Source organism: Streptomyces musisoli, from assembly GCF_016741855.1.
Taxonomy (GTDB): Bacteria; Actinomycetota; Actinomycetes; order Streptomycetales; family Streptomycetaceae; genus Streptomyces; species Streptomyces musisoli.
On the sequence record NZ_JAERRH010000018.1, the window covers coordinates 147725 to 167809 of the forward strand.

At 72.1% G+C, this 20085-nt stretch carries 14 protein-coding genes; 6 read left to right on the forward strand and 8 right to left on the reverse strand.

Annotated features, from left to right (window positions below):
* Nucleotides 1-8: 8 nt before the first annotated feature.
* From JK361_RS32760 to JK361_RS32770, 3 genes are read left to right on the forward strand one after another with little or no spacing between them, the layout of a single operon-like run.
* Nucleotides 9-404 (forward strand): DUF742 domain-containing protein, encoded by a 396-nt coding sequence (locus JK361_RS32760; protein WP_201825315.1) that lies wholly within the window; start codon nt 9-11, stop codon nt 402-404.
* 24 nt (nt 405-428) lie between these two features.
* The gene (locus JK361_RS32765) at nt 429-4067 is read left to right on the forward strand and encodes a hydantoinase B/oxoprolinase family protein (protein WP_201825317.1); all 3639 of its coding nucleotides are present in this window, start codon (nt 429-431) and stop codon (nt 4065-4067) included.
* Complete coding sequence (locus JK361_RS32770; RefSeq protein ID WP_201825319.1) at nt 4048-4653, forward strand: GTP-binding protein; 606 nt, start codon at nt 4048-4050, stop codon at nt 4651-4653. The genes JK361_RS32765 and JK361_RS32770 overlap by 20 nt, the downstream gene beginning before the upstream one ends.
* 123 nt (nt 4654-4776) lie before the next feature.
* Here the strand turns inward: JK361_RS32770 and glpK are convergent, their stop codons facing one another.
* The 5 genes from glpK to JK361_RS32795 all read right to left on the reverse strand — a co-directional run bounded on the left by glpK (nt 4777) and on the right by JK361_RS32795 (nt 10975).
* Nucleotides 4777-6297, reverse strand: a complete 1521-nt coding sequence (gene glpK, locus JK361_RS32775) for a glycerol kinase GlpK (RefSeq protein WP_201825321.1) — start codon at nt 6295-6297, stop codon at nt 4777-4779.
* 173 nt (nt 6298-6470) lie between these two features.
* Complete coding sequence (locus tag JK361_RS32780; protein ID WP_201825323.1) at nt 6471-7220, reverse strand: MIP/aquaporin family protein; 750 nt, start codon at nt 7218-7220, stop codon at nt 6471-6473.
* A 350-nt stretch (nt 7221-7570) separates the two neighbouring features.
* On the reverse strand, nt 7571-9223 hold the full coding sequence (locus JK361_RS32785; protein WP_201825325.1) for a GGDEF domain-containing protein: 1653 nt from the start codon (nt 9221-9223) through the stop codon (nt 7571-7573).
* Nucleotides 9224-9356: 133 nt separating this feature from the next.
* A complete protein-coding gene (locus tag JK361_RS32790; RefSeq protein WP_201825351.1) occupies nt 9357-10547 on the reverse strand; it encodes a lipid-transfer protein in 1191 nt (396 codons plus the stop codon).
* Nucleotides 10544-10975, reverse strand: coding sequence for a Zn-ribbon domain-containing OB-fold protein (locus tag JK361_RS32795; RefSeq protein ID WP_201825353.1), 432 nt, complete (start codon nt 10973-10975; stop codon nt 10544-10546). Before JK361_RS32795 ends, JK361_RS32790 begins: the two co-directional genes overlap by 4 nt.
* A 254-nt stretch (nt 10976-11229) precedes the next feature.
* Here JK361_RS32795 and JK361_RS32800 point away from each other — a divergent pair, with 254 nt between their 5' ends.
* Nucleotides 11230-11766 carry an NUDIX domain-containing protein gene (locus JK361_RS32800; RefSeq protein ID WP_201825327.1) on the forward strand — a complete coding sequence of 179 codons (537 nt, stop codon included), beginning with the start codon at nt 11230-11232 and terminating at the stop codon, nt 11764-11766.
* A 10-nt stretch (nt 11767-11776) separates the two neighbouring features.
* Here the strand turns inward: JK361_RS32800 and JK361_RS32805 are convergent, their stop codons facing one another.
* Nucleotides 11777-14137 carry a glycoside hydrolase family 31 protein gene (locus JK361_RS32805; RefSeq protein WP_201825329.1) on the reverse strand — a complete coding sequence of 787 codons (2361 nt, stop codon included), beginning with the start codon at nt 14135-14137 and terminating at the stop codon, nt 11777-11779.
* A gap of 213 nt (nt 14138-14350) precedes the next feature.
* On the opposite strand from JK361_RS32805, the gene JK361_RS32810 reads away from it, so the two are divergent.
* The gene (locus JK361_RS32810) at nt 14351-16318 is read left to right on the forward strand and encodes an acetoacetate--CoA ligase (protein WP_201825331.1); all 1968 of its coding nucleotides are present in this window, start codon (nt 14351-14353) and stop codon (nt 16316-16318) included.
* A 207-nt stretch (nt 16319-16525) separates the two neighbouring features.
* On the forward strand, nt 16526-17419 hold the full coding sequence (locus tag JK361_RS32815) for a DUF8829 domain-containing protein (protein ID WP_201825333.1): 894 nt from the start codon (nt 16526-16528) through the stop codon (nt 17417-17419).
* 154 nt (nt 17420-17573) lie between these two features.
* On the opposite strand, the gene ptsP is transcribed toward JK361_RS32815, so the two are convergent.
* Nucleotides 17574-19244 carry a phosphoenolpyruvate--protein phosphotransferase gene (gene ptsP / locus JK361_RS32820; protein WP_201825335.1) on the reverse strand — a complete coding sequence of 557 codons (1671 nt, stop codon included), beginning with the start codon at nt 19242-19244 and terminating at the stop codon, nt 17574-17576.
* Between the two features lie 78 nt (nt 19245-19322).
* Nucleotides 19323-19772: a PTS sugar transporter subunit IIA gene (locus tag JK361_RS32825; RefSeq protein ID WP_201825337.1), complete on the reverse strand. Its 450-nt coding sequence runs from the start codon at nt 19770-19772 to the stop codon at nt 19323-19325.
* Between the last annotated feature and the right edge of the window lie 313 nt (nt 19773-20085).

The following is a 20085-nucleotide window of genomic DNA, read 5'->3' on the forward strand; positions in this document are numbered from 1 at the left end:
GGGATGACATGAGCGGAGACGGTCAGGGAAGAAGCCACTGGTTCGACGACGAGGCCGGGCCGGTCGTCCGGCCGTACGCCATGACACGTGGCCGCACCACGAGCGCGGCCCAGCACCGCCTCGATCTGATCGCCGTGGTGGTCACCGAGCACGACGCCGGTGACCCGGAGACGGACCCGACGCTGTCCCCCGAGCACGTGGACATCGTCGGGCTCTGCCGCGACGAACCGCAGTCGGTCGCCGAACTCGCCGCGGAACTCGACCTGCCCATCGGCGTGGTCCGCGTCCTCATCGGTGACCTGGTGCACGCCGAACTCGTCCATGTGTCCCGTCCGGTGCCCCCGGCCGAGCTCCCGGACGAGAGTATTCTGCGCGACGTGATCAACGGCCTCCGGGCGCTCTGAGCGGCGCGGAAGCGAGGTAGTGACATGACTGGCTGGCAGTTCTGGGTCGACCGGGGCGGTACCTTCACCGACATCGTCGCCCGTCGCCCGGACGGCCGGCTGCTCACGCACAAACTGCTGTCCGACAACCCGGCCCGGTACGCCGACGCCGCCGTGGCCGGGGTCCGCGCACTCCTCGGCGACTCCCAGGACCCCGTCGAGGCCGTCCGGATGGGTACCACGGTCGCCACCAACGCCCTGCTCGAACGCAAGGGCGAGCGGACCCTCCTGGTCGTCACCCGCGGCTTCCGCGACGCCCTGCGCATCGCCTACCAGAACCGCCCCCGCATCTTCGCCCGCCGTATCGAGCTGCCCGAGCTGCTCCACGAACGGGTGGTGGAGGTGGACGAACGCCTCGCCGCCGACGGCACCGTCCTGCGCGCCCCCGACCTGGACGCCCTGGCCGGACCGCTCCGGGAGGCGTACGACGACGGGATCCGCGCGGTCGCCGTCGTCTGCCTGCACAGCCACGCCCATCCCGGCCACGAGCGCGCCGTCGGCGAACTCGCCGCCCGCATCGGCTTCCCGCAGATCTCGCTGTCCAGCGAGGTCAGCCCGCTGATGAAGCTCGTCCCGCGCGGGGACACCGCCGTCGTCGACGCCTACCTCTCGCCCGTGCTGCGCCGCTATGTGCGGCACGTCGCCGACGAGCTGCGGGGCGTACGGCTGATGTTCATGCAGTCCAACGGCGGGCTCACGGAGGCCGGGCAGTTCCGCGGCAAGGACGCCATCCTCTCCGGACCGGCCGGCGGCATCGTCGGCATGGCCCGCATGTCGCAGCGCGCCGGCTTCGACCGCGTCATCGGTTTCGACATGGGCGGCACCTCCACCGACGTGTCCCACTTCGCCGGCGCGTACGAGCGCGTGTTCACCACACAGATCGCGGGCGTCCGGCTGCGCGCCCCGATGCTCGACATCCACACGGTCGCCGCCGGCGGCGGCTCCGTCCTCCACTTCGACGGCTCCCGCTACCGCGTCGGCCCCGACTCCGCGGGCGCCGACCCCGGCCCCGCCTGCTACCGCGCCGGCGGCCCGCTCACCGTCACCGACGCCAACGTGATGCTCGGCCGCATCCAGCCCACCCACTTCCCCGCCGTCTTCGGGCCGGACGGCGACCAGCCGCTGGACGCCGCCCTCGTCCGTGACCGGTTCACCGCCCTCGCCCGCGAGATCCACGACCGCACCGGCGACGACCGCACCCCGGAGCAGGTGGCCGAGGGCTACCTGCAGATCGCCGTCGCCAACATCGCCAACGCCGTGAAGCGGATCTCCGTCCAGAAGGGCCACGACGTCACCCGCTACGCCCTGACCACCTTCGGCGGGGCGGGCGGCCAGCACGCCTGCCGCGTCGCCGACTCGCTCGGCATCCGCACCGTCCTCGTCCCCCCGATGGCCGGCGTCCTCTCCGCGCTCGGCATCGGGCTCGCCGACACCACGGCCATGCGCGAGCACTCCGTGGAGGCCCCACTGGAAGCCGCCGCCATGCCCGGCATCCACAAGACGGCCGAGGAACTCGAGGCCGCCGCGCGCGCCGAACTGCTCGCCGAGGACGTCCCGGAAGACCGCATCCAGGTCACCCACCGCGCCCAGCTCCGCTACGACGGCACCGACACCACCCTCACCGTCGAGCTGGCCGGGCCCGACGCCATGAGGCACGTCTTCGAAGAACGTCATCGCGCCACGTACTCCTTCACCCTCGACCGCCCCGTCGTCGTGGAAGCCCTCTCCGTCGAAGCCACCGGCGTCACCGCGCCCCCCGATCTGTCCGCCCTCGCCCCGTACGAGGGCCGCTCCCGCGCGCCCGGAACCGCGCGCCTCCACACCGGCGGCGCCTGGCGCGACGTACCCCTCCACCGCCGCGAGACCCTTGCTCCCGGCGAGACCGTCACCGGCCCCGCGATCGTCACCGAGGCCGGCTCCACGACCGTCGTCGACGACGGCTGGCGAGCCGCCGCCACCGATGACGGGCATCTGCTCATGGAACGCACGGCGATCACACAGAGTTCCGGTCTCGACACGGAAACCGACCCGGTTCTGCTTGAAGTCTTCAACAACCTCTTCATGTCGATCGCCGAACAGATGGGGGCGCGCCTGGAGTCCACGGCCCAGTCCGTCAACATCAAGGAGCGCCTGGACTTCTCCTGCGCCCTGTTCGACCCGGACGGAAACCTGGTGGCCAACGCCCCCCACATCCCCGTCCACCTGGGCTCCATGGGCACCAGCGTCAAAGAGGTCATCCGCCGCCGGGGCTCCGCCATGCGGCCGGGAGACACCTACGCCGTCAACGACCCGTACCACGGCGGCACACACCTGCCGGACGTCACCGTCATCACCCCCGTCTTCGACACCGACCGGCTGACGGACACACAGAGTGAGCCGCGACTCCTCTTCCACGTCGCCTCACGCGGTCATCACGCCGAGATCGGCGGCATCGCCCCCGGCTCCATGCCGGCCCACAGCCGCACCATCGAGGAGGAGGGCGTCCTCTTCGACGACTGGCTCCTCACCGAGAACGGCCGCTTCCGCGAGGAGGAGACCCGCCGGCTGCTCACCGAGGCGCCGTACCCGTCCCGCAACCCGCAGACCAACCTCGCCGACCTGCGCGCCCAGATCGCCGCCAACCGGAAGGGCGTCGACGAGGTCCGGCGCATGATCGGGGAGTTCGGCCTCGACGTCGTCCAGGCCTACATGCGGCACGTCCAGGACAACGCCGCGGAATCCGTCCGCCGCGTCATCGACGCCCTGGACGACGGCGAGTACGCCTACGAGACGGACTCCGGCGCCGTCGTCCGGGTCAGGGTCCGGGTCGACCGGACCCGACGCCGGGTGGCCATCGACTTCACCGGCACCTCCGCGCAGCTCGGCACCAATTTCAACGCGCCCCTCGCGGTCGTGAACGCCGCCGTCCTGTACGTCTTCCGCACGCTGGTCGCCGATGACATCCCGCTCAACGACGGATGTCTGCGGCCCCTGGACATCATCGTGCCCCCCGGGTCGATGCTGGCTCCCGAACCGCCCGCCGCCGTCGTCGCCGGCAACGTCGAGACCTCGCAGGCCATCACCGGCGCCCTCTACGCCGCCCTCGGCGTGCAGGCCGAGGGCTCCGGCACCATGAACAACGTCACCTTCGGCAACGAGAGGCACCAGTACTACGAAACCGTCGCCTCCGGATCCGGCGCCGGCGACGGCTTCCCCGGCGCCGACGTGGTCCAGACCCACATGACCAACTCCCGGCTCACCGACCCGGAGATCCTGGAGTGGCGGCTGCCGGTCAGGCTGGAGGAGTTCGCCGTCCGGCGGGGGAGCGGCGGCGCGGGGTGCTGGCGCGGCGGCGACGGTGCCGTGCGCCGACTCCGGTTCCTGGAACCGATGACCGTCTCCACGCTCTCCCAGCACCGTCGCGTGCCGCCGTACGGCATGGCCGGCGGCGCCCCCGGAGCGCTCGGCGCCAACCGGGTGGAGCGAGCCGACGGCACGGTCATCGAACTCGGCGCAAGCGGCTCGGCCGACGTCGGTCCCGACGACGTACTCGTGATCGAAACCCCCGGTGGCGGCGGCTACGGCCGACCGTCGCCCGAACCCCATCAAGCAGGAGAAGAGACCGATGATCTTCGGGCGTTCTGAGCGCGGCAAGCCCCCGGTCGAGCCCGTCACGCTCAAGATCCTCGTGGCCGGCGGCTTCGGGGTGGGCAAGACGACCCTCGTCGGCGCGGTCAGCGAGATCAGGCCGCTGCGCACCGAGGAACTGCTCACCGAGGCCGGGCGGCCCGTCGACGACACCAGCGGAGTCGAGGCCAAGCACACCACCACGGTGGCCATGGACTTCGGCCGCATCACACTGCGCGAGGACCTGGTGCTCTACCTGTTCGGCACGCCCGGGCAGGAGCGGTTCTGGTTCATGTGGGACGAGTTGTCCGAGGGCGCCCTCGGCGCCGTCGTCCTCGCCGACACGCGCCGTCTGGAGGACTGTTTCGCGGGCATCGACTACTTCGAGCGGCGCTCCATACCGTTCCTCGTCGGCGTCAACTGCTTCGAGGGAGCCGCCCGCTATCCCGCCGAAGCCGTCCGCCAAGCCCTCGACCTGGACGACGACGTGCCCGTCCTGCTGTGCGACGCCCGTGACCGGGAGTCGGTCAAGGAGGTGCTCATCGGGCTCGTCCGGCACGCCATGGAATACGCGGCCGACCGCCGTCAGGCCGTCGTCGGCTGACCGCCCGGCACGGCCCGGCTCGCCGCGCCGCCGGCCGGCGGACACGGCCCGTACCCCCGCCGACCGGGGTACGGGCCGTGGTCCTGTACGGAGCGCCCACGCGCGCGTGCGGCCGCCTCGCCGCTACGCCCCGTCCTCCTCCGTCCAGCCGAAGCTCTTCTCCACGGCCCTGCGCCAGTTCCGGTACTCGCCGTCTCGGACCGACGCCGCCATCGCCGGCGTCCACTCCGCGTCCTTCCGCCAGTGCGACTTCAGCTCGTCCAGGTCGTTCCACACGCCCGTGGCCAGCCCGGCCGCGTAGGCGGCGCCCAGGCAGGTCGTCTCCGAGACCCGGGGCCGGATCACCGGTACGCCGAGGACGTCCGCCTGGTGCTGCATGAGCAGGTTGTTGCGCGTCATGCCGCCGTCGACCTTCAGCGCGGTGATCGGCACCCCGGAGTCCTGGTACATCGCGTCCACGACCTCCCGCGTCTGCCAGCTCGTCGCCTCCAGCACCGCGCGCGCGAGGTGGGCCTTCGTCACGTACCGGGTGAGGCCGGTGACGACTCCGCGCGCGTCGGAGCGCCAGTAGGGCGCGAAAAGGCCGGAGAACGCCGGCACGATGTAGGCGCCGCCGTTGTCCTCGACGCTCGCGGCCAGCGTCTCGATCTCGTCGGCGCTCCGGATGATCCCGAGCTGGTCGCGGAACCACTGGACCAGCGCGCCCGTTATCGCTATGGACCCCTCCAGGCAGTACACCGGCGCCTCCCCGCCGATCTTGTAGCCCATCGTCGTCAGCAGCCCGTTCTTCGAGGGCACCGGCCGGTTGCCGGTGTTCAGCAGCAGGAAACTGCCGGTGCCGTAGGTGTTCTTCGCGGTGCCGACGTCATAGCAGGCCTGCCCGAACACGGCGGCCTGCTGGTCGCCCAGCGCCGAGGCCACGGGCACCCCGGACAGCTGCCCGACCGCCGTGCCGTACACCTCGGCGGAGGACCGGATCTCCGGCAGCACGGCCTCGGGCACGTTCATCGCGGACAGGACGGAGGGATCCCACTGGAGGGTGTCCAGGTTCATCAGCATGGTGCGGCCGGCGTTCGTGACGTCGGTGACGTGCCGGCCGCCGTCGGTGCCGCCCGTGAGGTTCCAGATCAGCCAGGAGTCGATGGTCCCGAACGCGATCTCACCGTGCTCGGCCCGCCGGCGCAGACCGGGCACATGGTCCAGCAGCCAGGCCACCTTGGGCCCGGAGAAGTAGCTGGCCAGCGGCAGTCCGGTGCGCTCGCGGAAGCGGTCCTGGCCGTCCGCGCCGCCCAGTTCGCCGCACAGGGCCGCGGTGCGGGTGTCCTGCCAGACGATCGCGTTGTGCACGGGCTTGCCGGTGGCCCGGTCCCACAGGACCGTGGTCTCCCGCTGGTTGGTGATGCCGAGAGCGCTCAGCCGGCCGGCGTGCAGCCCCGCCCTGGCGAGCGCCCCCGCCACCACGGCCTGCACCTTGGACCAGATCTCGGTGGCGTCGTGTTCCACCCATCCGGGCCTGGGAAAGATCTGCCGGTGCTCGCGCTGGTCGACGGCCACGATCGCGCCGCTGTGGTCGAAGACGATGCAGCGGCTGGACGTGGTGCCCTGGTCGATGGCGGCGACATAGGTGTCGGCGGTGTCCGTCATGGCTGTCCCTGGGTCGCTGGGTCGGGTCGCTGTTCGGAAGGCCGTGGGGATCGGTGGCCGGGCGGTGGAAGCCGGGCGCGGGAACCTGTGGGTTCAGAAAGCCGTGTCACGGGGGTCCGGAAGGCCGCGCCGCACAGGTTCGGCGCAGGTTCGGATGGCCGCGTCACGGGGGTTCAGAAGGCCGCGTTGTAGATGAGGCCGGCGAGTACGCCACCGATCAGCGGACCGACCACCGGGACCCAGGCGTATCCCCAGTCGGAGGTGCCCTTGTGGGGGATCGGCAGGAAGGTGTGCACGATGCGCGGGCCGAGGTCGCGGGCCGGGTTGATGGCGTACCCCGTGGGGCCGCCGAGGGAGAGGCCGATGCCCACGACGAGCAAGGAGACGATCAGCACGGTGGTGCCGGACTCGCCGAGCCCCTTCGTGAGCCCGAAGGCGAGGACCGGCAGGACCAGCGCGACGGTCGCGATGATCTCGGTGACGAGATTGGCGACCGGGTTACGTATCTCCGGGATGGTCGAGAAGATGCCGAGGGTCGGAACGGGTGCGTCGGCGGTGCCCTCGGTGGTGCCCTCCGTGCGGACGTTGGCCTGGAACTGGGCGAGGTACACCAGATAGGCCAGCACCGCGCCGAGCATGGCGCCGACGATCTGCCCGAGCAGATACACCCAGACCTTCCCCCACTTGCCGGTGTCCATGGCGATGCCGATGGTGACCGCCGGGTTGAGGTGACCACCGGAGAGGGGTGCGGCGGTGTACGCGCCGGCGAGCACACCGAAACCCCAGCCGAAGGCGATCACGACCCAGCCGGCGGCCCGCGCCTTGGAGTACCTGAGGGTGACGGCGGCACAGACTCCGGCACCGAACAGGATCAGAATCGCGGTGCCGATGACCTCGCCGACGAAGATGTCTCCGTTGCTCATGGCGGCTCCCTTTGGCGCCGTTAGGGGGCGATCGGCCCCGGCCCTGTCGTGCAGGACGGTTACCTTGGCGACTTCAGCCGAAGGCAGGGAGGGCCCCGCGCCCCGCCCGGCGTCCGTGACGAGCGTGCCGTCGCAGCCGGACCGCCCAGGAGAGCCGGGCCCCGGAGCAGGGCAGACCCGTGCGGCAGTGCCTGATAACACCGAGAATGTATGGCGATGTCGGCTGACACCGGGAAGTGTTCACCGGCGTCCCGGGGGCGTCAAGGTTGCCGACGGCGACGGTGACACCGGTCTGCCCGTCGGCCCCGGCGAGACGGGTGAGCCACAACGGACGCAGCAGCGGCGTCCGTTCACCACCGTGGCTCGGCGGCCGCGTATCCGGCCTGCGCCGGAGCCGCCCCCGGGCTGCCGCGCCGGACCTCGTGGCCGGGGAACCCGGCGCGCCCGAGCACCCAGCTCGCGCCGTTCAGCGCCTTGGCCGCCTTCTTCAGCGGAGCGAGCTGGGCGGCGGCCTGGTGGTGGTCGCTCACGCTGCCCGGATCGCAGACGACGGTCGCCAGGGACAGCGTGACGGGCCGGCCGCCCGCCGCCCAGGCAGCGTCCAGCACGGCGGCCGCCAGCGGACCGAGCGCCTCCTCGTCGGCCAGCACCAGGAAGTCGTCCCCGCCGATGTGCCCCACGCGCGCGTGCCCCGCGACCGCCTGCTGGAGCGCGCTGCCCACGGCGCGGATCAACTCGTCGCCGGCGGCGAACCCGGCTCCGTCGTTGACCTGTTTGAAGTCATCGATGTCCAGCCAGCTGAGCGCGAACGACCGGCCGTCGGAGATCCGCCGGTCCACCTCGCCGACGATCGTGTCCGAACCCGGCAGTCTGGTCAGCGGGTTGAGTCCCGCGGCCTCCTCGACCCGGCTCTCTGCCAGCGCCCGGACCAGATCGGCCAGCCGTACGACCCCCACGCACCGGCCGTGTCCGTCGATCACCGCCACATCGTCGGAGGTCCGGTCCCTGCCGCCGACCGCCACCACGTCCAGCACCTCCCAGGCCGTCGCGTCGGCGCCGACCGTGCGGGGCGCGTCCCCCAGCTTGAAGGCCGGGCGGTCGGCGTACAGGGCATGCCCGTAGCGGCCGGACATGGACAGCAGGAAGCGCGAACGGTGCACCGACCGGACGGGCCGGCCGGAGGGGTCCACCAGCAGCACCCCGGAGACATCCGGAGAACCGGTCAGCAGGGCCCGCACCTGCCCGGCCGACGCGGTCAGTGGCAGTACGGCGGCGGGCCGCACGAACTCCCGCACCGACGGCCCGGACCGTGGCAGGGCCACCACACCGGGAGCGAGGGGGGGAACGTATACGTCCGCGGCCGGGATCCGGGCCGGCGGCGCGAACAGCTCGCCCTGGGCCAGCTGGGCGCCGGCCGCCATTGCCGCCGCGCACTGGAGCTCGGTCTCCACGCCCTCCACCGCGACCAGGGCGCCCAGTTCCTCGCACAGGGTGCGCATCGCCCGCACGGCGGCCGGCCGTGCCAGCAGCGAGGCGTCGAGCTTGACCAGGTCGGGGGAGAGGTCGGTGAGCAGCCTGAGCGGTAGGTCCCCGTCCCCGATGCCGTCCGCGCTGATCCGGAAGCCCTGCCCGCGCAGCGCGGCCACCGCCTCCAGCAGGGCCTGGTGCGGCACGTGCGTACAGGGCGGGACGATGTCGAGGGTCACCTCCCAGGGCATGCGGCCCGCCGCGCGCACGGCGTCATGCAGGCAGGTGAGGCCGCCGAGGTCGGCGAGCGTGGCCGCGAACACGTTCAGATGCAGCGGCAGCAGCGTCTCCTTGCGTGCCGCCGCACGGAGCGCCAGCACGGTCAGTCTGGCGTCGAGTTCGGGATCCCGGCGCGCCTCGGCCAGGATGTCGCCGGTTTCCGGGCGGGCGAGTATCTCCAGTGCGGCGACCGCGCCCGTCCTCAGGTTGACCACCGGCTGGAAGGCGAAGCGGAGAGTATCCGTCCAGGAGTGCACGGGAGCATGATGGCGCTGCCCGCGCACGCCCAGGCCCAGTTCACATGACGTTCACGCAGGATTCCGGGTCGGTCACACAGCGTGTGCGACCCCACGGCTCCCGCGGGTCGTACACCGCTCGCGACCGCTTCGCTCACCGCACGGCGACCACCGAGGACCCGTGCCCGAAAAGCCCCTGGTTGGCGGTGATGCCCACCCGCGCCCCGGCCACCTGGCGGTCGCCCGCCGCACCGCGCAGCTGCCAGGTCAGCTCGCAGACCTGGGCGATGGCCTGGGCCGGCACGGCCTCCCCGAAGGAGGCCAGCCCACCGCTGGTGTTCACGGGTATCCGGCCGCCCGGAGCGGTCGCGCCCTCCCGGAGCAGCTTCGCCCCCTCGCCCTCGCCGCACAGTCCGAGGTCCTCGTACCACTGCAGCTCCATTGCGGTGGACAGGTCGTACACCTCGGCCAGGGACAGGTCCTCGGGGCCGGTGCCCGCCTCTTCGTAGGCGGCCCGGGCGATGGACGCCCGGAAAGTCTCGGCCGGCGGTGCCACCGAGGCCGCGGAGTCCGTGGCGATGTCCGGCAGGTCCAGCACCGTGTTCGGGAAGCGGGGGGTCACCGTCGACACCGCCCGGATCCGCACCGGCCGGGCGGCACCGTGCCGGTGCGCGAAGTCCAGGCTGGACAGCACCAGGGCGGCCCCGCCGTCGGAGGTGGCGCAGATGTCCAGCAGCCGCAGGGGATCGGCGACCACGGCGGAGGCGGCCACCTCCTCGGCGGTGACCCGCTTGCGGTAGCGGGCGTACGGGTTGAGCGCCCCGAGGGCGGCGTTCTTCACCTTGACCAGCGCGAAGTCCTCGGGTGTGTCCCCGTGCACCGCCATCCGCCGCCGCGCGTACAGCCCGAAGTACGCCGGATTCGTCGCGCCGAGCAGGCGGAAGCGCAGCCAGTCCGGATCGTCGGGGCGCTCCCCGCCGGCGGGCCGGAAGAACCCCTTGGGGGCGGCGTCCGCGCCCACCACCAGGACGACGTCGGCGAGGCCGGCGAGGATCTGCGCACGAGCCGCGGCGATGGCCTGGGCCCCGGACGCGCAGGCCGCGTACACGCTGGTCACCCTGGCTCCCTGCCAGCCCAGGGCCTTGGCGAACGTGGCCCCCGCGACATACCCGGGGTAGCCGCCGCGCACCGTGTCCGCGCCCACGACGGAGCCGACCTCCCGCCAGCCGAGACCCGCGTCCGCGAGAGCCGCGCGGGCCGCCGCCGTCCCGTACTCCACGAAGCCGCGGCCCCACTTGCCCCAGGGATGCATGCCCGCACCGAGCACCGCCACGTCCTCCGTCATGCCGCCACCCCCGTCGGCCGCCAGTGCCAGATGGTCCACGTCGTCTCCGCGTCCTCGTGGAGCACGCCGGGGACGACCCGCACCTCCATGCCCACCGTCAGATCGGCGACGGTGACCCCGGGAGCGGCCTGCCCCAGCACCACGATCCGCTCGGCCTCCAGCTCCACCGCGATCAACGTGTACGGCTCCCACGGAAGTTCCGCATTGCTCACATAGGGTGACGGTGGACGGTATCGGCTGTCGGTGTACGACCAGACGCGTCCCCTTTGCGACAACGAGACCTCCTCCAGGGTTCCGCCCGCGCAGTGCGGATTGCGGCAGTGGGCGTCCTCGCGCGGGAAGAAGACCGAGGCGCAGGCCGTGCAGCGGGTGCCCAGCAGGCGGAAGCCGTCACCCTCACCGGTGAACCAGTCGGCGACCGCGGGCATGCGTGTGTGCGTCAAAGACCCTCCCCACGAAACTATCTGACGGATCGTCAGAAGTGTGCCACGGGCAACCTGAAATGGGCAGGCCGATTCTGTGAACCGAAAGGCCCGGGAAGGCGTCGTGATACAGGAGGGGCGGCCGGGACCGACGGGGGTGATTCCGGCCGCCCCTCACTGATACGCCGCTTACTGGTTCGCCCGTTCCTGACGCCTCAGTGCCGGAACACATCCCTCCCCTGATCGGATACAGTCCGCGCGTGTCCGAAACTCAGCACCCGACTGCCAACTCCGCGCCCGGCTCCTACTGTTCGAGCTGCGGAGCGCCCTATGGAGAGGGCATTTCCGGCTGGCCGCGCACCTGTCCGTCCTGCGGGACCGTCGCCTACCGCAACCCGCTGCCGGTCGCGGTCGCGCTCCAGCCCGTGTACGACACCAAGGGCACCGCCCTGGTCGTCATCACCCGAACGGTCGCCCCCGCGCGCGGAGGCACGGCCCTGCCCGGTGGCTACATCGACGACCGCGAGGACTGGAAACAGGCCGTCGTCCGCGAACTCGAGGAAGAGACCGGAATCGACGCAGCCGCCCGCGACGTGCGGCTCGTGGACGCCATGAGTTCACCCGACGGGCACCTCCTGCTGTTCGGGCTGCTGCCGGAGCGCCCGGCCGACACACTGCCGGCCTCCGGCCCCACGGACGAGACCGAGGGCTGGCGGCTGCTGCGCAGGCCCGGCGAACTCGCCTTCCCCCTGCACACGGTGGCCGCCAAGGCGTGGTTCGAGGGCCGCTACATGTGAGCCGGGCGGCTCAGCCGAGCCCCCGGACGCGCACCGGGTAGGGCGGCTCCGTCACGCCGTCCTCCCGCTCCCGGGCGACCACCACCCGGCCGCCCTGCCTGCGGGCGACGTAGCGCTCGATCTCCGGCTCGTCCCACCCGTCGCCCGCGTCCGGTACCACCAGGCCAACCCCGGTCCGCCCGCGCGCGGGCGCCCACACCTCCAGTTCCAGCCCCCCGTCGGCGCCGCGCACGGGCAACACCGCTCCCGCGCGCGCGAACACCGGTATCCGGGACAGCGGCGCGTCCACGTGCACCCGCGCCGGACCCTGGTAGACCTTCTCCGTCACCGTGTCGTACCAGTGGCCCCGCGGCAGCTGCACCGCCCGCCGGTCCACACCGAAGTCCACAACCGGCGCCACCAGAAGACCGTCACCCAGCAAAAACGCGTCCTCGCAGTCACGCAGAGCCCGGTCCTCCGGCGCTCCCCACCACAGCGGCCGCACATAGGGCGCACCCGTCCGCCGCGCCAGATGCGCCAGCGTCACGAAGTACGGCAGCAGCCGCCGGCGTTCGAGCAGCGCCACGCGCGCGTGCTCCAGAACCTCGGCACCGAACTCCCAGGGTTCCCGGCGCCCCGCCCGCAGACTCGCGTGCGTGCGGAACAGCGGCAGATACGCGCCCAGCTGGAACCAGCGCAGATACAGCTCCGGTGACGGACTGCCGTCGAAACCGCCCACGTCCGGACCCGAGTACGGCATCCCGCACAGGCCCAGCCCCAGCACCAGCGACAGCGAGGCCCGCAGCCCCGGCCACCCCGTCGCCACGTCCCCCGACCAGGAGCCCCCGTACCGCTGCAACCCCGCCCAGCCCGAACGCGAGAACACGAAGGGCCGCTCCCCGGGCGCCAGGGCACGCAGACCCTCACCGGCCGCCTGCGCCATGCACAGCGCATACACGTTGTGCGCCTCCCGGTGGTCACCGCCGCGCCCCTCCACGGCATGCCGCGCCGAACGCGGCAGCGTCGGCTCACCGAAAGCGCCGAACGACGTCGGCTCGTTCATGTCGTGCCAGAACCCGCTGAATCCCTGCCTCAGCCGCTCCTCGTAGAGCCCGCCCCACCACGCACGCACGCGGGGGTCCGTGAAATCCGGGAAGACCGACTCGCCGGCCCACACGACACCCCGCACCGCACGGCCCTGCGCGTCCCGCACGAACGCGTCCACGGCCGAACCGCTCTCGAACACGGCGTTGCCCGGTTCCGCCCGCACGGCCGGATCGACGATCGACACCAGCCGGATCCCGTCCCGGCGCAGCTCCTCCGCCAGCACCGGCAGCTTGGGGAAGCGCTCCTCGTCGACGGTGAACACCCGGTGGTCGTCATAGTGATCGATGTCGAGGTGCACGGCATCCAGCGGCAGCCCCCGCTCCTGGTAACCCGCGACGATCCGGCGCACCTCCTGCTCGCTGCCGAAGCCCCACCGCGCGTGATGGTGCCCCAGCGCCCAGGCGGGCGGCAGCGCGGGCGCCCCGGTCAGCGAGGCCCACGTGTGCAGCACACGCGCGGGAGTCCCCACCATCACCCAGCAGCGCAGCGGACCGCCGTCCATGCGCACCTCGCAACGCCCCGCCCGGTCGTGCCCGGACCCGGCCCCCTCCTCGCCCTCCCGCAGCACCACCGTGCCGTCCCAGGTGGTGTCGTGGAACACCAGATGCGTGCCCGCGTCCGCCACCACCAGCAGCACCGGCATCGTCAGATACAGCGGATCGTCACCAGGACCGAACGCACGGCCGGGATCGGTGTTCCACAGCCGGTACCCGCCATCGCGCAGCCGCGGGCCGGACGCCCGCCCGCCCAGGCCGAAGAACCGGGCGTCCGCCGCCACCTCCGACCGCTGCATCCACCGCGCCGCACCCCCGCCGACCGGCTCCCACCAGCGCGGCGGCAACTCCTTCCGCAGCAGCACCCCGCCCGGCGTACACACCTGCACCCCGCCGTGCCGCGACACGATGACCGTCACCCGCTCGGCCACCACCCGCCAGCCGCCGTCCTTGTCCGGCTCCAGCACCGCCCGCGGATCCGGCTCGGGACCACTCCCCGCGAGTGCGTACGACGGCTGCGCAGCCGCGCCGTCCCACCCCCAGAAGACCGCCCCGTTCACCGCCACCACGATCCGCAGCTCGGAGCGGCTGAACCGGATCAGACCCCCGCCCGGACCCGGCTCCACGCCCAGCACCTGCCCCGGCACCCGCGCCCGCTCCGGTCCCCGAGGCGGCAGCCCGGCCGCGTCGATGCGCCTCCTGCGCCACGCTGCCCGCACGGTACGCAGCCCCCGAGCCGCCCTTCCCGAACCGACCACACTCACCGAACGCACCAGGTCACGACCGTCCATGCTGCTCACCCTGCCACTGAGCGCCCCACGCGCGCGTGTCGTTCAACTGCCGTTCACCCGTGACGCGACCACATCTTCATGACATGGACTATGTGGGGCGCACCCTGGTGCAGAAGTCGATCACATGGCATCGTCCCTGTCAGCCGCGTCACGCGCACACCCCAGCCCGTGGGCGGACCGACGCCCACGACGCGCACAGCCCGGGAGCCTCCCATGTCGACCGCGAACCCCCAGCCGCTCTGGCAGCCCGATCCCCAGCGGATCGCCCAGGCCCGCATCACCCAGTTCCAGGCATGGGCCGCCGAACACCACGGCGCCCCGGCCGAGGGCGGCTACCCGGCCCTGCACCAGTGGTCCGTCGACCGACTGGACACCTTCTGGAAGGCCGTCACCGAATGGTTCGACGTGCGCTTCTCGACGCCATACACGCGCGTGCTCGGCGACCGCGCCATGCCCGGCGCCCAGTGGTTCCCCGGCGCCACCCTCAACTACGCCGAGCACGCCCTGCGGGCCGCCGCCGACCGCGCCGACGAACCCGCCCTCCTGTACGTGGACGAGTCCCACGAGCCGCGCCCGGTGACCTGGTCCGAGCTGCGCCGCCAGGTCGGCTCCCTCGCCGCCGAACTCCGCGCCCTCGGCGTACGCCCCGGCGACCGCGTCAGCGGCTACCTCCCCAACATTCCCCAGGCCGTCGTCGCCCTCCTCGCCACGGCCGCCGTCGGCGCCGTCTGGACCTCCTGCGCCCCCGACTTCGGCGCCCGCAGCGTCCTCGACCGCTTCCAGCAGGTCGAACCCGTGGTCCTGTTCACCGTCGACGGCTACCGCTACGGCGGCAAGGAGCACGACCGCCGCGAGATCGTCGCCGAGCTGCGCCGCGAGCTGCCCACCCTGCGCGCCGTCGTCCACATCCCGCTGCTCGGCAGCCAGGCCCCCGAGGGCGCCCTGGAATGGTCGGCACTGACGGCCGGGGACGCCGAGCCGGTCTTCGAACCCGTCCCCTTCGACCACCCGCTGTGGGTGCTGTACTCCTCCGGCACGACCGGCCTGCCCAAGGCCATCGTCCAGTCGCAGGGCGGCATCCTCGTCGAGCACCTCAAGCAGCTCGGCCTGCACTGCGACCTCGGCCCCGAGGACCGCTTCTTCTGGTACACCTCGACCGGCTGGATGATGTGGAACTTCCTCGTCTCCGGCCTGCTCACGGGCACCACGGTCGTCCTGTACGACGGCAGCCCCGGCTACCCGGACACGGGCGCCCAGTGGCGGATCGCCGAACGCACCGGAGCCACCCTCTACGGCACCTCCGCCGCCTACGTCATGGCCTGCCGCAAGGCCGACGTCCACCCCGCCCGCGACTACGACCTGACCACCGTGAAATGCGTGGCCACCACCGGCTCCCCGCTGCCGCCGGACGGCTTCCGCTGGCTGCACGACGAGGTCCGCGACGACCTGTGGATCGCCTCCGTCAGCGGCGGCACCGACGTCTGCTCCTGCTTCGCCGGCGCCGTACCGACGCTCCCGGTGTACACCGGCGAACTCCAGGCCCCCAGCCTCGGCACCGATCTTCAGTCCTGGGACCCCAGCGGCAAGCCCCTCGTCGACGAGGTCGGCGAGCTGGTCGTCACCAACCCCATGCCGTCCATGCCGATCCACTTCTGGAACGACCCCGACGGCAGCCGCTACCACGACAGCTACTTCGACACCTACCCCGGCGTCTGGCGCCACGGCGACTGGATCACCCTCACCTCGCGCGGGACCGTGATCATCCACGGCCGCTCCGACTCCACCCTCAACCGGCAGGGCGTGCGCATGGGCTCGGCCGACATCTACGAGGTCGTCGAGCGCCTGCCCGAGATCAAGGAATCCCTCGTCATCGGCATCGAACAGCCCGACGGCGGGTACTGGATGCCGCTGTTCGTCCACCTCGCACCGGGCGCCGTCCTGGACGAGGCACTCCTGGACCGCGTGAAGCGGGCCATCCGCGAACAGCTCTCCCCGCGCCACGTCCCCGACGAGATCATCGAGGCTCCCGGGATCCCGCACACCCTCACCGGCAAGCGCATCGAGGTCCCGGTAAAGCGGCTCCTTCAGGGCACCCCCCTGGAAAAGGCGGTCAACCCCGGGTCCATCGACAACCTCGCGCTGCTCGGCTTCTACGAGGACCTCGCCCGCAAGCGGGCCTGAAGCACCGGAGCAATACCCTCCGCACACGGCCCCGGGCCCGCTCCACCTGACGGCGCGTCCGGGGACCAACCCCAGCCAGACACCCCACACCACTGTGACCAGTGCAGACAGGCGCCCCGCCCCGGTCCCTGACCGGCGGCGGACAGCCGATGTCAGTGCCGCCGATTACGGTGAGTGAGCATCGATCGTCTGCGCATTGGGGGAAACATGGCGCACACCGACCACCAGACCATGCGGCGCGTCCTGCGCCGCGAGATCGCCGGCACCGTCGGCGTCCTCACCGACGACCACGACTTCCGCGCCATGCGGCGCTACCGCAGCTTCACCTTCGACGACCACGCCACCTACCTCCGGCAACTGGAGTCGGTCCTCAGGGCCCGCGCGGCGCAGGGCACCCACACCACACTCGCCCTGTTCGACCCCGAGGACTACGCGGCATACTGCGCGGACACCGGCCTCGACCCGGAAGCCCCGGCCAGCCGCACCCGGTTCACCGCGGAACTCGCGGCGACCGGGGCCACCGTCCCCTACGACGGCCGCCCCCTCGCCGAACTCCTGCCCGCCCTCGTGGACGAAGCGGTACGCCAGGCCACCTGGGAGTACGCCACCACCCTCCTGACCCGCCTGGGCCCCTGCCCGACCTGCGGCGAGGACATCGGCAGGGCGGCCTTCACCCGCGCCTCCAGCCTCCTGCTACGCATCCTCGACACCGCACCGCCCGGCGACCGGCACCTCGTCTGCACCGTCTCCGGACCACCGGACACCCTCGTCTCCGTCCTGCACGGCGACCAGGAGCCCCACGGCGCAATCCGTCTGGACGAGGCCGAGGCCCTCGAATTCACCAGCGTGCTCGCCCTCGGCCTGGCCACCCGCAGCCCCGGCGGACTCGTCATGCGCACCAGCACCGCCGGCACGGCCGACCGTGTCTACGGCTGGCGGCTGCGCGGCGGCGCCCTCCAACCGCTGACAGCGTCCGAGGTCTTCGACGCCTACTGCACCGACGCGGAATCCGGCGAGCCGATCCCGCCCGAGCCGGGCGTCGACTACGGCGAGCCCCCGGACCTCGGCGACGAGGAGTCGGCACCGGACCACCGCCACTGAAGGCCCAGGACCGCAGCCGCAGACCCCGGACCACGGCCGCCGAAGCCCCCGGACCACGGCCCGGAACACACAAGGGGCGCCCCACCCGAAGGCGGGACGCCCCTGAACCCGGCACACCGAAGGCGCCGGAACGCACACCGAGGTGCCGGTACGGCTACTCGCCCGACAACACCGCCTGAGCCGCTGTCCGCGCCTCCTCGGCACTGTCCGCCGCACGCGCCGCCGCCGCGGCCCGCTCGCACTGGGCCAGCGTGTACTTCGCCAGCGTGGCACGGACGTAGGGAATCGACGCCGCACCCATGGAAAGGGAGGTGACACCCAGACCGGTCAGCACACACGCCAGCAGCGGATCGGACGCGGCCTCACCGCACACACCGCAGCTCTTGGCCTCGGCCTTGGCCGCTTCGGCGGACAGCGCGACCAGGTCGAGCAGCGCCGGCTGCCACGGGTCCTGGAGACGCGACACCGCACCCACCTGCCGGTCCGCCGCGAACGTGTACTGCGCGAGGTCGTTGGTACCCAGCGACAGGAACTCGACCTCCTGGAGGATCGAACGCGCCCGCAGCGCGGCCGACGGGATCTCGACCATCGCGCCGAACTTGGCCCTCAGCCCGGCCTCGCGGCAGGCGTCCGCGAACGCCTTCGCGTCCTTGCGGTCCGCCACCATCGGCGCCATCACCTCGAGGTAGACGGGCAGCCCCTCGGCGGCCTTCGCCAGCGCCGTCAGCTGGGTGCGCAGAACCTCGGGATGGTCGAGCAGCGTCCGCAGCCCCCGCACACCCAGAGCGGGGTTCGGCTCGTCCGCCGGCGTCAGGAAGGCCAGCGGCTTGTCCGCACCCGCGTCCAGCACACGTACGACCACACGGCCCTCGGGGAACGCCTCCAGCACCTGCCGGTAGGCCTCCACCTGCTTCTCTTCGGAAGGGGCGTTCTTGCTGTCGTCCAGGAACAGGAACTCGGTACGGAACAGACCGACACCCTCGGCGCCCGCCTCCACCGCCGCCGGTACGTCCGCAGGCCCGCCCACGTTGGCCAGCAGCGGCATCTTGTGCCCGTCCGCGGTCGCACCGGGCCCCGTCGCGGCGGCCAGCGCGGCCTTGCGCGCGGCGGCCGCGGCCTCCAGCTGCGCCTTCTTCTCCTCGCTCGGGTTCACGAAGACGTCGCCCGTGCTGCCGTCCACGGCGATCAGCGTGCCCTCGGCCAGCTCCACGGCGCCCGGCAGCGCCACGACGGCCGGCACACCCAGGGCCCGCGCCAGGATGGCACTGTGGCTGGTCGGGCCGCCCTCCTCGGTCACGAACCCGAGAACCAGCGACGGGTCGAGCAGCGCCGTGTCGGCCGGAGCCAGATCCCGGGCCACGAGGACATAGGGCTCGTCGCTGTCCGGGACACCCGGCATCGGGACGCCCAGCAGCCGGGCGACGATGCGATTCCGTACGTCGTCGAGGTCGGCCACCCGCCCCGCGAGGTACTCACCCGCACCGGCCAGCAGTTCCCGGTACGCCGCGAAGGCGTCGTACACGGCGCGCTCGGCGGTGCTGCCGACGGCGATCCGCCGGTCCACGTCCGCCATCAGCTCGGGGTCCTGGGCCATCATGGCCTGCGCTTCCAGCACGGCCTGGGCTTCGCCACCCGCCAGGTTGCCGCGCGCCATCAGATCGGCGGCCACGGCGTCCACGGCCTGGCGGGCGCGCCCCTGTTCCCGCTCGGCGTCCTCGGCGGGGATCTGCTTGGCCGGCGGTTCCAGCACCGCCGTACCCATGTGCCGAACCTCGCCGATCGCCACGCCATGGCTCACGCCGACGCCTCGCAGCGTTGTCTCCATCTCACCCGTCTCCGATAGTGCGGCGGGTCCCGCCGCCGCGGTGGTTGTCCTGTTCGCCGCCCTGCGACGGCACTGCCGTCAGTTCCAGGAGAAAAGGCTGTCGCCGGCCTTCACGTCACCGCTGTCACGGAGGTCGGAGAGGGCCTCGGCGGTGGCTTCGAGCGCGACGACCGGGCACACCGGGGACTTGCCGGCGGCCTCGACGGCGGTGGGGTTCCAGCGCACGATGGCCTGGCCGCGGGTCACGGTGTCGCCCTTGCTGACGAGCAGCTCGAAGCCTTCGCCGTTGAGCTGGACGGTGTCGATGCCGAGGTGGGTGAGCACGCCGTGTCCGTTCTCGTCGACCACGACGAAGGCGTGCGGGTGCAGGGAGACGATGACGCCGTCCACGGGGGACACGGCCTCGGAGGCCTCACGCACGGGGTCGATGGCGGTACCCGGGCCGACCATGGCCCCGGAGAAGACAGGATCCGGCACTGCGGCCAGTCCGATGGCCCGTCCGGCGAGCGGGGACGTCACGGTGGTCATGGGAAGCCTCCCAGGAGTGGAACTGCAGGTACGGCCGCCACTGCCTGTCCCTGACGGCGCACTGAGCAGCAGCGTATGCCAAAGGAAGTGGCGGTTCCGTATGGAACCTACCAGCAAGTGGTCTAGACCACCAACCCTGTCGATTTGCACGGCCTCCGAGGCCCCGTGTACAGTCGTACTCCTGCCCGGGACGGAGCGACGCGAAAGCGACTCCCACCGAGTAGCACCCAAACTCATCAGATCCTATCCAGGATCGCCTTCTGCGTGTCCGCAGGACGGTGGTCAGGGAGACGGAAAAACCCTGATAGAGTTT

Excerpts from the sequence above, each read along its gene's own strand:
- JK361_RS32805 (WP_201825329.1), bottom strand. The coding sequence starts at position 14,137 with ATGGACGGTCGTGACCTGGTGCGTTCGGTGAGTGTGGTCGGTTCGGGA.
- JK361_RS32770 (WP_201825319.1), top strand. The coding sequence starts at position 4,048 with ATGATCTTCGGGCGTTCTGAGCGCGGCAAGCCCCCGGTCGAGCCCGTC.
- JK361_RS32780 (WP_201825323.1), bottom strand. The coding sequence starts at position 7,220 with ATGAGCAACGGAGACATCTTCGTCGGCGAGGTCATCGGCACCGCGATT.
- JK361_RS32795 (WP_201825353.1), bottom strand. The coding sequence starts at position 10,975 with ATGCCCGCGGTCGCCGACTGGTTCACCGGTGAGGGTGACGGCTTCCGC.
- JK361_RS32825 (WP_201825337.1), bottom strand. The coding sequence starts at position 19,772 with ATGACCACCGTGACGTCCCCGCTCGCCGGACGGGCCATCGGACTGGCC.
- glpK (WP_201825321.1), bottom strand. The coding sequence starts at position 6,297 with ATGACGGACACCGCCGACACCTATGTCGCCGCCATCGACCAGGGCACC.
- JK361_RS32815 (WP_201825333.1), top strand. The coding sequence starts at position 16,526 with ATGGCGCACACCGACCACCAGACCATGCGGCGCGTCCTGCGCCGCGAG.
- JK361_RS32760 (WP_201825315.1), top strand. The coding sequence starts at position 9 with ATGAGCGGAGACGGTCAGGGAAGAAGCCACTGGTTCGACGACGAGGCC.
- JK361_RS32810 (WP_201825331.1), top strand. The coding sequence starts at position 14,351 with ATGTCGACCGCGAACCCCCAGCCGCTCTGGCAGCCCGATCCCCAGCGG.
- JK361_RS32765 (WP_201825317.1), top strand. The coding sequence starts at position 429 with ATGACTGGCTGGCAGTTCTGGGTCGACCGGGGCGGTACCTTCACCGAC.
- JK361_RS32790 (WP_201825351.1), bottom strand. The coding sequence starts at position 10,547 with ATGACGGAGGACGTGGCGGTGCTCGGTGCGGGCATGCATCCCTGGGGC.
- ptsP (WP_201825335.1), bottom strand. The coding sequence starts at position 19,244 with ATGGAGACAACGCTGCGAGGCGTCGGCGTGAGCCATGGCGTGGCGATC.